The sequence below is a fragment of the Cellulosimicrobium sp. Marseille-Q8652 genome, from assembly GCF_965112045.1.
In genome coordinates, this window is sequence record NZ_CBCOPS010000002.1 from 1409004 (window position 1) to 1421162 (window position 12159).

The 12159-nt window shown below is 74.0% G+C and carries 12 protein-coding genes; all 12 read right to left on the reverse strand.

Annotation, left to right across the window (positions count from 1 at the left end; translation table 11 throughout):
* Nucleotides 1-59: 59 nt before the first annotated feature.
* The 12 genes from pyrF to ACWPWV_RS16300 all read right to left on the reverse strand — a co-directional run bounded on the left by pyrF (nt 60) and on the right by ACWPWV_RS16300 (nt 12148).
* Nucleotides 60-929 carry an orotidine-5'-phosphate decarboxylase gene (pyrF, locus tag ACWPWV_RS16245; protein WP_454043963.1) on the reverse strand — a complete coding sequence of 290 codons (870 nt, stop codon included), beginning with the start codon at nt 927-929 and terminating at the stop codon, nt 60-62.
* On the reverse strand, nt 926-4312 hold the full coding sequence (gene carB, locus ACWPWV_RS16250) for a carbamoyl-phosphate synthase large subunit (protein ID WP_454043964.1): 3387 nt from the start codon (nt 4310-4312) through the stop codon (nt 926-928). The genes pyrF and carB overlap by 4 nt, the downstream gene beginning before the upstream one ends.
* Before the next feature lie 2 nt (nt 4313-4314).
* Nucleotides 4315-5559, reverse strand: coding sequence for a glutamine-hydrolyzing carbamoyl-phosphate synthase small subunit (gene carA, locus ACWPWV_RS16255; RefSeq protein ID WP_454043965.1), 1245 nt, complete (start codon nt 5557-5559; stop codon nt 4315-4317).
* The gene (locus ACWPWV_RS16260) at nt 5556-6209 is read right to left on the reverse strand and encodes a PH-like domain-containing protein (protein WP_454043966.1); all 654 of its coding nucleotides are present in this window, start codon (nt 6207-6209) and stop codon (nt 5556-5558) included. The genes carA and ACWPWV_RS16260 overlap by 4 nt, the downstream gene beginning before the upstream one ends.
* Nucleotides 6206-7552: a dihydroorotase gene (locus ACWPWV_RS16265; RefSeq protein WP_454043967.1), complete on the reverse strand. Its 1347-nt coding sequence runs from the start codon at nt 7550-7552 to the stop codon at nt 6206-6208. The genes ACWPWV_RS16260 and ACWPWV_RS16265 overlap by 4 nt, the downstream gene beginning before the upstream one ends.
* A complete protein-coding gene (locus ACWPWV_RS16270) occupies nt 7549-8652 on the reverse strand; it encodes an aspartate carbamoyltransferase catalytic subunit (protein WP_454043968.1) in 1104 nt (367 codons plus the stop codon). Before ACWPWV_RS16270 ends, ACWPWV_RS16265 begins: the two co-directional genes overlap by 4 nt.
* A complete protein-coding gene (gene pyrR, locus ACWPWV_RS16275; RefSeq protein WP_454043969.1) occupies nt 8649-9296 on the reverse strand; it encodes a bifunctional pyr operon transcriptional regulator/uracil phosphoribosyltransferase PyrR in 648 nt (215 codons plus the stop codon). The genes ACWPWV_RS16270 and pyrR overlap by 4 nt, the downstream gene beginning before the upstream one ends.
* Nucleotides 9297-9417: 121 nt before the next feature.
* Nucleotides 9418-9837 carry a transcription antitermination factor NusB gene (nusB, locus tag ACWPWV_RS16280; RefSeq protein ID WP_454043970.1) on the reverse strand — a complete coding sequence of 140 codons (420 nt, stop codon included), beginning with the start codon at nt 9835-9837 and terminating at the stop codon, nt 9418-9420.
* A 17-nt stretch (nt 9838-9854) separates the two neighbouring features.
* A complete protein-coding gene (efp, locus tag ACWPWV_RS16285; RefSeq protein WP_454043971.1) occupies nt 9855-10418 on the reverse strand; it encodes an elongation factor P in 564 nt (187 codons plus the stop codon).
* A gap of 149 nt (nt 10419-10567) precedes the next feature.
* A complete protein-coding gene (locus ACWPWV_RS16290) occupies nt 10568-11026 on the reverse strand; it encodes a hypothetical protein (RefSeq protein ID WP_454043972.1) in 459 nt (152 codons plus the stop codon).
* On the reverse strand, nt 11023-11523 hold the full coding sequence (locus ACWPWV_RS16295; RefSeq protein WP_454043973.1) for a hypothetical protein: 501 nt from the start codon (nt 11521-11523) through the stop codon (nt 11023-11025). Before ACWPWV_RS16295 ends, ACWPWV_RS16290 begins: the two co-directional genes overlap by 4 nt.
* A 166-nt stretch (nt 11524-11689) precedes the next feature.
* Nucleotides 11690-12148, reverse strand: a complete 459-nt coding sequence (locus ACWPWV_RS16300; RefSeq protein ID WP_454043974.1) for a type II 3-dehydroquinate dehydratase — start codon at nt 12146-12148, stop codon at nt 11690-11692.
* Between the last annotated feature and the right edge of the window lie 11 nt (nt 12149-12159).

Genomic DNA, 12159 nt, shown 5'->3' on the forward strand with positions numbered 1-12159 from the left:
CGCGCCCGGTCCCCGACCGGGCGTGCGCCGGAGGCGTTCGGTACCGGCGGGCCCCCGGATCAGCCGCGCAGCGCGGCCGTCGCCTCGTCGGACGCGGCGCGCGCCGACGCGCGCAGGGCCGCGACGTCGGGCCCGGCGCGCAGCACACCGCGCGAGCTCGAGGCGAGGACCTGGCCGCGCGCGGCCCCGAAGACGGCCGCGAGCTCGGCCGCGCCCGCGCCCTGCGCGCCCACGCCCGGCGCGAGCAGCGGGCCGCGGACCGCGGTGAGGTCGGTCCCCGTCCGGGCCGCCGCGTCACCGACCGTGGCCCCGACGACGAGGCCGACCGACCCGAGCGCGTCACCCGCCGCCACGGCCGGCGCGTTGAGCAGCGCCGCCTCGCGCGCGATCTGCGCCGCCACGGTCTCGACGTCCGCCCCCGCACCGCGGCGCGCGTGCTGCACCTCGTGGCCCTCCTTGTTGGAGGTCAGGCACAGCACGAACAGTCCACGTCCCGAGCCGAGCGCGAGGTCGACCGCGGGCTGCAGCGAGCCGAACCCGAGGTAGGGCGACACGGTGAGCGCGTCGGCCGCGAGCGGCGAGCCGTCCCGCAGGTACGCGTCGGCGTAGGCGGCCATCGTCGAGCCGATGTCGCCCCGCTTGGCGTCCATGACGACGAGCGTGCCCGCCGCCCGGGCTGCCGCGACGACGTCCTCCAGGGCGGCGACGCCGCGCGACCCGTGCCGCTCGAAGAACGCCGACTGCGGCTTCACGACCGCGACGCGGCCGCCGACGGCCTCGACGACGCGCAGGCCGAGGTCGCGCAGCCCGGTCGCGTCGTCGGGCAGGCCCCAGTCCGCGAGCAGATCGGCGTGCGGGTCGATGCCCACGCACAGCGGGCCGTGGTCGTCCATGGCCGCCGCGAGGCGGGCGCCGAACGCCGCGCTCACGCGCCGACCCGCTGCCCGACGACCGCCGCCGGGACCGCCGCGCGTGTCGTCGCCGCCGCGAGCCCGTGCCCGGACATGTGCTCCTGGAGGCTCGCGACCTCGAACGGTCCGGCGAGGACCGCCTCGATGCCCTGCACCGCCGCGGCGAGCTGGTCGACCGTCGTCGCGATGGGCTTGTCCGCGGCCGTCGTGGCAGCCCGGATCTCGTACCCGTCGGCGCGCGCGCCCTGCCCGGACGGCGTGTTGATGACCATGTCGACGTCGCCCGCGGTGATGAGGTCCACGATCGTGGGCTCCCCGTCGGCGCCGCGGCCGGAGGAGAACTTGCGCACCACGGTCGACGCGATGCCGTTGCGGCGCAGCACGCTCGCCGTGCCGGTCGTGGCGAGGATCTCGAAGCCGAGCTCCGCGAGGCGCTTGACCGGGAACACCATCGAGCGCTTGTCGCGGTCGGCGACCGAGACGAACACGCGCCCCGACGTCGGCAGGCCGCCGAACGCCGCCGCCTGCGACTTCGCGAAGGCCAGCGGGAAGTTGCGGTCGAACCCCATGACCTCCCCCGTCGAGCGCATCTCCGGGCCGAGGACGGTGTCGACGACGGTGCCGTCCGCGGTGCGGAACCGCTTGAAGGGCAGCACCGCCTCCTTCACGGCGATCGGCGCGTCGAGCGGCAGGTTCCCCCCGTCGCCCTCCGCCGGCAGGAGTCCCTCGGCGCGCAGCTCCGCGATCGACTCGCCCGCCATGACACGGGCCGCGGCCTTGGCGAGCGAGGTGCCCGTCGCCTTGGACACGAAGGGCACGGTCCGCGACGCACGGGGGTTGGCCTCGAGCACGTAGAGCACGTCGGACACGAGCGCGTACTGCACGTTGAGCAGGCCGCGCACGCCGACGCCCCGCGCGATCGCCTCCGTCGAGCGGCGGATGCGCTCGATCTCCTGCTCGGACAGCGAGACCGGCGGCAGCACGCACGCCGAGTCGCCCGAGTGGATGCCCGCCTCCTCGATGTGCTCCATCACGCCGCCGAGGAACAGCTCGGTGCCGTCGTACAGCGCGTCGACGTCGATCTCCATCGCGTCGTCGAGGAACCGGTCGATGAGCAGGGGCGCGGGCAGCAGGCCTCCCGCGGTGCGCTCGTCGGCGGCCGCGGCCGCGAGCGCGCGCTCGACGTACTCCGTGAGCTGGTCGACGGAGTAGACGATCTCCATGCCGCGACCGCCGAGCACGTAGGACGGGCGCACGAGCACCGGGTAGCCGATGCGCGCGGCGACCTCGGTGGCCACCTCGAGCGTGCGCGCGGTGCCGAACGCCGGCGCGGGCAGCCCGGCCTCGGTGAGCACGCGACCGAACTCGCCCCGGTCCTCCGCGGCGTCGATCGCCTCCGGGCTCGTGCCGAGGATCGGCACGCCCGCGTCGGCGAGGCGCTGCGCGAGCGCGAGCGGGGTCTGGCCGCCCAGCTGGACGATGACGCCCTTCACGGGCCCCGCCGCGAGCTCGGCCTCGTAGACCTCGAGGACGTCCTCGAACGTGAGCGGCTCGAAGTACAGGCGGTCGGACGTGTCGTAGTCCGTCGAGACGGTCTCCGGGTTGCAGTTCACCATGACCGTCTCGTACGTCTCGCGCAGCGTCAGGGCGGCGTGCACGCACGAGTAGTCGAACTCGATGCCCTGGCCGATCCGGTTCGGACCGGAGCCGAGGATGATGACCGCCTCGCGCTCGCGCGGCGCGACCTCCGTCTCGAGGTCGTACGACGAGTAGTGGTACGGCGTGCGCGCCGCGAACTCCGCCGCGCACGTGTCGACCGTCTTGTAGACGGGGCGCACGCCCAGCGCGCGGCGGACCTCACGGACCGTCGCCTCCCCCGCCGGGCCCATGCCGCGCAGCCGCGCGACCTGGACGTCGGACAGGCCGTGCTTCTTCGCCTCGCGCAGCACGTCCTGCGTGAGGGCCGGAGCCTGCGCCACCGCGGCGGCCACCTCGTTGACGAGCTGGATCTGGTCCAGGTACCACGGGTCGATCTTCGTGGCGTCGAACACCTGCTCCACGCTCGCCCCGGCGCGCAGCGCCTGCTGGACGCCGATGATGCGGTTCTCCGTCGGGCGCGCGACCTGCGCGAGGAGCGCGTCGAGCTCCGCGCCCGCCACGGGCTCGCCGTCCCAGTGGAACACCGACCCGCCCTTGTCGATCGAGCGCAGCGCCTTGCCGAGCGCCTCCGTGAAGTTGCGCCCGAGCGCCATGGCCTCGCCGACCGACTTCATGGTCGTCGAGAGGGTGTCGTCGGCGGCGGGGAACTTCTCGAACGCGAACCGCGGCACCTTGACGACGACGTAGTCGAGCGTCGGCTCGAAGGACGCGGGGGTGACCTGGGTGATGTCGTTGGGGATCTCGTCGAGCGTGTAGCCGACGGCGAGCTTCGCGGCGATCTTCGCGATGGGGAAGCCCGTCGCCTTCGAGGCCAGCGCGGACGAGCGCGACACGCGCGGGTTCATCTCGATGACGATGACGCGCCCCGTCTCGGGGTGCACCGCGTACTGGATGTTGCAGCCGCCCGTGTCGACGCCGACCTCGCGGATCACCGCGATGCCGATGTCGCGCAGGCGCTGGTACTCGCGGTCCGTGAGCGTGAGCGCCGGCGCGACGGTGATCGAGTCGCCCGTGTGCACGCCGACCGGGTCGACGTTCTCGATCGAGCACACGACGACGACGTTGTCGTTCTTGTCGCGCATGAGCTCGAGCTCGTACTCCTTCCAGCCGAGGATGGACTCCTCGAGGAGCACCTCGGTGGTCGGCGAGTAGTGCAGTCCCTGGCCGACGATGCGGCGCAGGTCCGTCTCGTCGTACGCGATGCCCGAGCCGAGGCCGCCCATCGTGAAGGACGGGCGCACGACCATCGGGTAGCCGAGGTCGTCGGCCGCGGCCAGCGCCTCGTCGACGGTGTGGATGATCGCCGAGCGCGCGGACTCCCCGCCGCACTTCTCGACGACGTCCTTGAACTGCTGGCGGTCCTCGCCCTTCTCGATCGCGGCGATGTTCGCCCCGATGAGCTCGACGCCGTACTCCTCGAGGACGCCCGCCGCGTCGAGCGCGATCGCCGCGTTGAGGGCGGTCTGGCCGCCGAGCGTCGGCAGGAGCGCGTCGGGGCGCTCCTTGGCGATGATCGACGTCAGGACCTCGGTCGTGATCGGCTCGACGTAGGTCGCGTCGGCGAACTCGGGGTCCGTCATGATCGTCGCGGGGTTCGAGTTCACGAGGACGACCCGCAGGCCCTCCTCCTTGAGCACGCGGCACGCCTGGGTGCCGGAGTAGTCGAACTCGCAGGCCTGGCCGATGACGATCGGGCCGGACCCGATGACCAGGACGCTGGAGATGTCGGTTCTGCGAGGCACGGTCAGCTCTCCTTGATGGTCTGCGGCTCGGCGGCCACGGAGCCCTGCGCCCCGCCGTCGCGGCGGGAGGCCATGAGCTCGACGAAGCGGTCGAAGAGGTACGCGGCGTCGTGGGGGCCGGCCGCGGCCTCGGGGTGGTACTGGACGGAGAAGGCGGGCAGGTCGAGGCACTCGAGGCCCTCGACCACCTGGTCGTTGAGCCCGACGTGGGAGACGACGACGCGCCCGTAGCGGCCGCCGTCGTGCGGCGCCACGGACTCGGCCTCGACGGGCGCGTCGACCGCGAACCCGTGGTTGTGCGCGGTGACCTCGACCTTGCCCGTGCGCCGGTCCATGACCGGCTGGTTGATGCCCCGGTGCCCGTAGGCCAGCTTGTAGGTGCCGTAGCCGAGCGCGCGGCCGAGGATCTGGTTGCCGAAGCAGATGCCGAAGAACGGCGTCCCGCGGTCGAGGACGCCGCGCAGGAGCTCGACCTCGTGCGTCGCGGCGCCCGGGTCGCCGGGGCCGTTGGAGAAGAAGACGCCGTCGGGGGCGAGCTCCTCGATCTGCTCCGTGGTCGTCGCGGCCGGCACGACGTGCACGCGCACCCCGCGCTCGGCGAGGCGCTGCGGCGTCATGGACTTGATCCCGAGGTCGACCGCGACGACCGTCGCGACGGGCTCGCCGTCCGGCGTCGAGCCCGCGACGGGCTCCACGACGTACGCCTCGGGCGTGCTGACCTCGCGCGCGAGGTCGGAGCCGGCCATCGCCGGGGCGGCCTTCACCTCGGCGACGAGGTCCTCCGTCGTGCGCGGGTAGCCGTCGCGCACGAGCGCGTCCCCCGAGAAGATGCCGGCGCGCATGACGCCCAGCTCGCGCAGGTGGCGCGTCAGGGCGCGCGTGTCGACGTCGCTGATGCCGACGACGCCCTGCTCGGCGAGCTCGTCCTCGAGCGTGCGCACGGAGCGCCAGCTCGACGGCCGGCGTGCCGCGTCGCGCACGACGTACCCGGCGACCCAGATCTGCCGCGACTCCGGGTCCTCGTCGTTGACGCCCGTGTTCCCGATGTGCGGGGCGGTCATGACGACGATCTGGCGGTGGTAGGAGGGGTCGGTGAGCGTCTCCTGGTAGCCGGTCATGCCGGTGTTGAAGACGATCTCCCCGACGGTCGTGCCGCGCGCGCCGTAGGCGCGGCCGGCCTGCACGGTGCCGTCCTCGAGGACGAGCAGGGCCCGGTCTGAGGCCGGGAGGGTCGCTGAGCTGGTCACGGTGCTTCCTTGTCGTTCTGGTCGGCGGCGTCCCGGTCGACGTCGTGCTGGTCGGCGTCGTTCCGGTCGTCGTTCGGGTCGGCGGGGACGAGGGCGAGCACCGCGTCGAGCAGGCGCGGCACGTCGTCGTCGTGGCGGGGCATGAGGCCGGTGTCCAGGAGCACGGGTCCCGGCGGTGACGCGTCGCCGCCGGTGACCGGGGCGGCGCCGTCCGTGGCGGGCACGGGCTCGGCGGGCACAGCCCAGGAGACGACGACGATCGCGTCCTTGCCGACGAACTTGCCGGCCATCCCGGGCGTGAGCGCGGCGCCGGAGACCGCGCCCGCGGGGACCCACAGGTCGGGCGCGCCCGACCGGGCGACGTGCAGCCCGGCCTCGTGCACGGTGACGACGGCGCGCGACCGGTCCCCGAGGCCGTGCGCGCCCACGCGGGCGAGCCAGTCGCCGGCGAGCGTGCTGGAGACGTAGAGCGCGTCGAGCGGCCCGAGCACCACGGCGCCGCGAGCCGCCTCGGCGGGGACGGCGGGCGGCGTCGGGACGACGCCGGCCGAGCGGCCGGCGAGGCGGCGGCGGCCGACGAGCACGAGGGTCAGCAGCACGACGCCGAGGACGACCCAGATGCCGACCGCGACGGGCTGGGGCAGGTTCACGCGCGCACCCCCTCGACGGGAGCGCCGTCCAGCACTGTCGCGCGACCGCGCAGGAACGTCGCGACGACGCGCCCGGGCAGCTCGCGGCCCTGGAACGGCGTGTTGACGCTCGCCGTCACCTGGGCCGAGCCGTCCACGACCCGTCGCGCCGCGGGGTCGACGAGCGTGACGTTCGCCGGCTCGCCGACCTCGAGCGGACGCCCCTGGGCGGTCGGCCCGGCATCGATGCGCCCGATCCTGGCGGGGTTCGCGGACAGCACGCGCGCGACGTCGGCCCACGTGAGGCGCCCGGTGTCGACCATCGTCTCCTGCACGACGCTCAGCGCGGTCTCGAGCCCTGTCATGCCGAACGCGGCCGCGGCCCACTCGCAGTCCTTGTCCTCGACGGGGTGCGGCGCGTGGTCCGTCGCGACGATGTCGATCGTCCCGTCGGCCAGCCCGGCGCGCACCGCCTCGACGTCCGCGGCGGTGCGCAGCGGCGGGTTGACCTTGAACGTCGGGTCGTACCCCCGCGCGAGGTCGTCCGTGAGCACGAGGTGGTGCGGCGTGACCTCGGCGGTGACGTCGATCCCCCGGCCCTTCGCCCAGCGCACGATCTCGACCGACCCCGCGGTGGACAGGTGGCACACGTGCAGGCGCGAGCCGACGTGCTCGGCGAGCAGCACGTCGCGCGCGATGATCGCCTCCTCCGCGACCGCGGGCCAGCCCGCGAGCCCGAGCTCGGCGGACACGACGCCCTCGTTCATCTGCGCGCCCTCGGTGAGCCGCGGCTCCTGCGCGTGCTGGGCGACGACGCCGTCGAAGGCCTTGACGTACTCGAGCGCCCGGCGCATGAGGATGGGGTCCGCGACGCACTTGCCGTCGTCGGAGAACACCCGCACGCGCGCGGCGGAGTCGGCCATCGCGCCGAGCTCGGCGAGCTGCTCGCCCGCGAGACCGACCGAGACCGCGCCGACGGGGTGGACGTCGGCCCAGCCGGCGTCGCGGCCGATGCGCCACACCTGCTCGACGACGCCCGCCGTGTCGGCCACCGGCGTCGTGTTGGCCATCGCGTGGACGGCGGTGAACCCGCCCGCCGCGGCGGCGCGCGTCCCGGACTCGATCGTCTCGGCGTCCTCACGACCCGGCTCGCGCAGGTGCGTGTGCAGGTCGACGAGGCCCGGGAGGGCGACGAGGCCGGTCGCGTCGACCACGACGACGTCCTCCCGGCCGCCCGCGGACGCGGCGCCGACGGGGGCGAGCTCGGCGACCAGGCCGTCGGCGAGGACGAGGTCGACGGGCTCGCCGCCGAGGGGGCGCGCCCCGCGCAGGACGTACGTGGTGCTGGTTGCGGCGCTGCTCACGAGGTGGCGACCCTTTCGGTGGAGGTGGCGGGCGGGGCGAGGACCGAGCCGGCTGCCGAGGCGGTCGGTTCCCCGACCGCGCCGGGGGCGTCCGTGCCCGCGAGGAGGAGGTACAGCACGGCCATGCGGACCGCGACGCCGTTCGCGACCTGCTCCACGATGACGGCACGGGGCGAGTCCGCCGCCTGCGCCGAGATCTCCAGGCCGCGGTTCATCGGACCCGGGTGCATGACCACCGCGTGCTCCGGCAGCAGGGCGAGACGGCGGGCGTCGAGGCCGTACTTGCGCGAGTACTCCGACGGGTTGGGGAAGAAGGCCCCTCCGCCGGCACCCGAGCCGCTCATGCGCTCGCGCTGGACGCGCAGCATCATCACCGCGTCGGCGGAGCCGTGCGGCGCGGAGCCCGCGAGCGTCCCGTCGAGGTCGTACGAGACGTCGCACGGCCACGTCTCGACCCCCACGGGCAGGAGCGTCGGCGGGGCCACGAGGGTCACGCGCGCGCCGAGCGTGTGCAGCAGGTGCACGTTGGAGCGCGCGACGCGCGAGTGCAGCACGTCGCCGACGATCGCGACGTGCCGTCCCGCGAGGTCGGCCCCCAGCGCGGCGCGGTCGTCCGGGCCCGACGCCCCCGGCGCGTCCAGGGCGCTGCCCGACAGGTGCCTCCGCAGCGTGTAGGCGTCGAGCAGGGCCTGCGTCGGGTGCTGGTGGGTGCCGTCGCCGGCGTTGACCACCGCGGCGTCGAGCCAGCCCGCGTGCGCGAGCAGGTGGGGCGCGCCGGACGCCTGGTGCCGCACGACCACCGCGTCGGCGCCCATCGCCTGCAGGGTCAGGGCCGTGTCCTTGAGCGACTCCCCCTTGGACACGCTCGAGCCCTTGGCCGAGAAGTTGATGACGTCCGCCGACAGCCGCTTGGCCGCCGTCTCGAACGAGATGCGCGTGCGCGTGGAGTCCTCGTAGAAGAGGTTGACCACGGTGCGTCCGCGCAGCGTGGGCAGCTTCTTGATCTCGCGCGACTGCGTGGCGGCCATCTGCGCCGCGGTGTCGAGGACCCGGATCGCGTCCTCGCGCGAGAGCTCCTGGGTCGAGAGCAGGTGCCTCATGCGCCGGCCCCCTCGCGCCCGTCGGGCTGCGGGGCGGAGCGGATGACGACCGCGTCCTGCGTCCCGGCACCGTCCACCTCGTGCAGCCGGACGCCGACGCGCTCGCTCGTCGAGGTGGGCAGGTTCTTGCCGACGAAGTCCGGGCGGATGGGCAGCTCGCGGTGCCCGCGGTCGACGAGCGCGGCGAGCTGCACGGCACGGGGGCGACCGAGGTCGCTGATCGCGTCGAGCGCGGCCCGGATCGTGCGGCCGGAGTACAGCACGTCGTCGACGAGGACGACGACCTTGCCGTCGATGCCGGTCGCGGGCAGCCGCGTCGCGCCGATCGGGCGCGTCGGGTGCCGGTGCAGGTCGTCGCGGTACATCGTCACGTCGAGCTCGCCGACGAGCCCGTGCGCGTCCTGGGCGGTCAGGGGCTCCCCGTCGATCGCCGCCAGACGCTCGGCGAGCCGGTCCGCGAGGGGGACGCCACGCGTCGGGATGCCGAGGAGGACCAGGTCGCGCGTCCCCTTGTTGCGCTCCACGATCTCGTGGGCGATGCGCGTCAGCGCGCGGGAGATGTCCGCGGCCGTCATGACGACGGTGCCGTCGGGCGGGGGGGTCGGTGCAGGGGGCGGTGTGGGCACAGCAGCGCCAGAGCTCATGTCCGGCGACCTCCTTCCCCGCCTCACAGGACGGGCCTTAAAGGATGTCTGACGGTCCCCACCCTACCGGCCGGCAGGGGGCGGACCCGGGGCGCGTCCGCCGGGTGGGACGCGGTGCGGCTCAGGCCGTGATCGTCGGCTTCATCTCGACGATGCGGGCGAGGAGCCCGTTGACGAACGACGGCGAGTCGTCCGTGGAGAGCGAGCGCGCGAGGTCGACGGCCTCGTCGATCGCGACGACGTCGGGGACGTCGTCGTTGAAGAGGATCTCCCACCCGCCGATGCGCAGCAGCGCACGGTCGACCGCGGGCATGCGCTCCAGGGTCCACCCGTGGGAGTACGTCTCGAGCAGCTCGTCGATGCGGTCGCGGTGCGCGAGGACGCCCTCGACGATGTCCACCGTGTACTGCGGCACGGCGGACTGCGCCGCGCCCGGGTCGACGATGCGGTCCGCGAGCAGCGTCGCGGGGTCGACCGCGCGCTGCTCCGCCTCGAAGAGGACGTCGAGCGCGCGCTTGCGCGCCTTGGTGCGTGCGGCCATGTGCGTGCGCCGGCCCGTCAGTCGTTCACGCGGCCGAGGTACGACCCGTCGCGCGTGTCGACCTTGACCTTCGTGCCCTGCTCGAGGAACAGCGGGACCTGGATCTGCGCGCCCGTCTCGAGCGTCGCCGGCTTGGTGCCACCGGTCGAGCGGTCGCCCTGCAGGCCCGGCTCGGTGTAGGTGATCTCGAGCACGACGGACGCCGGGAGCTCGACGTACAGCGGCTGCCCGTCGTTCGACGCGATGAGCACGTTCTGGCTCTCGAGGAGGTAGTCCTTGGCGTCGCCCACGGTCGCCGCGGAGACGGTGATCTGGTCGTACGTCGAGGTGTCCATGAACACGTAGTCCTCGCCGTCCATGTACAGGTACTGGAAGTCGCGGCGGTCCACGTTGGCCGTCTCGATCTTCAGGCCGGCGTTGAAGGTCTTGTCGACCGTCTTGCCCGTGAGGACGTTCTTGATCTTCGTCCGGACGAACGCGCCACCCTTGCCGGGCTTGACGTGCTGGAACTCGATGACGCTCCACAGCTGGCCGTCGATCCGGAGCACGGTGCCGTTCTTGATGTCGTTGGTCGTCGCCACGTTCGTCTTCCTGTCGCAGGGTCTTCTGAGGGCTGCACGTGGCCGTCCCACCGGGCCCGGCACGAGGCGCAGGGCGCGCGATGATCGCGCGGCTCGTGCGGACGGTCAGGTCCGGACGAGGGCGGAGCGGCAGATGGGCCTCGTCGATTCTACCGGAGCGCGCCGAGCACGGCGTCGGCGACGACGCCGACGACGGCCGCCCACGACATCGAGGCCAGCGTGCCGACGACGAAGCGCTCGGACGCCACGGGGTGCTCGCGCAGCTCGGGGTACCGCCCGAGGCCCTTGATCGCGACGACGAACGCGATGCCCGAGGGATACCCCGCGAGGAGGCAGCCCGTGATCGCGAAGCGCTCCAGGAAGCCGATCCACGTGCCGCCCCGCAGCGCCTTGACGGCTTCCGTCCCGATCGTCCCCGTGGTCGGCGGCGGCGGGACGGGCACCGACGCGGGATCGACCCCGCGCCGGCGAGCGAGCCGCCCGGACCGGCCCGGGCGCGCCGCCGCCCGCAGGACGCCCTGCGTCACGGGCGCGCCGCCGAGCACGCTCGCCGCGAGCGCCACCAGCCACACCACGACGGTCCACACGATCGTCACCGGATCCGTCATGCGTCGGTCTCCCCCAGCAGTCTCACGACGACGGGCCGGGCCGCCGCCTCCTCGGGCCAGAGCGCGGAGCGCAGCCTCTGGCTCACCGCCTGCTCGCTGATCGCGAGCCGGCGGGCCACATCCTTCTGGGTGCCACCGACATCCGCGAGCGTGTCGACGGCCTCCCACCCGTGCGAGGTCCGTCGTGCGGCGACGGCCGCGAGGAGCCGGACGAGCGCCTCGACCTCCTCGGCCCGACCGGGCCGACCACCGCGCACGGCCACGGGCGCCGTGGCCGTGCGGGACTTCGCCTGGTCGACGGCCTCGCGCGCCCGGACGAACGCCTCGCCCGACGCCTCGCGCGACACGGCCGGGAGCGGCTCGTCGACGGGCCCGACGCCCAGGCCGACGCTCCAGCCCCCGTCGCGCAGGAGGTCGAGGACGACGTCGAGGACGGTCTCGGGGTCGTCGAGCACGCCCTGCACCTCGTCGCCGACGGTGCGCTCGAATCCCAGCACGACGCCGGGGCGGCCGTCGAGGAGCCTCGCGCAGGTGGCGCAGGAGCCCCGGCACGCGGTCGGCGTGCCCGGTGCTCCCCCGCTGGTCCACCGTGAGGACGAACATGCTCTCCAGGCTACGCCCTTGATCCTGAGGGATCAATATTGCAGGCTTGATCGAGGCCCATCAAGCCTGCGCGTCGTCGTTCCTGAGGCGCGCACCCAGGGCCTCGAGGGCGAGCCGGTACGAGTCGAACCCGAAGCCCGCCACGGTCCCCGTCGCGACCGCCCCGACGACCGAGTGGCTGCGGAACGCCTCGCGCGCGGCGGGGTTGCTGAGGTGGACCTCCACGAGGAGCAGGCCCGAGGTGGTGACCTGCGCCGCGGCGTCGCGCACCGCGTAGGAGTAGTGCGTGAACGCGGCGGGGTTGAGCACCACGTGCGCGCGGGCGTCGACGGCCTCGTGGAGCCAGGCGAGCATCTGCGCCTCGTCGTTCTGGCGCACCTCGACGTCGAGACCCAGCGCCGCGCCCCAGCGCACCGCGGCCTCGCGCAGGTCGGCGAGCGTCGCCGACCCGTAGATCTCGGGCTCCCGCACACCGAGCCGGCCGAGGTTGGGTCCGTTGAGGACGAGCACGCGATCCATGCCCCGACCCT

Coding starts and splice junctions, on each gene's coding strand:
- nusB (WP_454043970.1), bottom strand. CDS start 9,837: ATGGCCGCACGCACCAAGGCGCGCAAGCGCGCGCTCGACGTCCTCTTC.
- ACWPWV_RS16270 (WP_454043968.1), bottom strand. CDS start 8,652: ATGAGGCACCTGCTCTCGACCCAGGAGCTCTCGCGCGAGGACGCGATC.
- ACWPWV_RS16290 (WP_454043972.1), bottom strand. CDS start 11,026: ATGACGGATCCGGTGACGATCGTGTGGACCGTCGTGGTGTGGCTGGTG.
- pyrR (WP_454043969.1), bottom strand. CDS start 9,296: ATGAGCTCTGGCGCTGCTGTGCCCACACCGCCCCCTGCACCGACCCCC.
- ACWPWV_RS16300 (WP_454043974.1), bottom strand. CDS start 12,148: ATGGATCGCGTGCTCGTCCTCAACGGACCCAACCTCGGCCGGCTCGGT.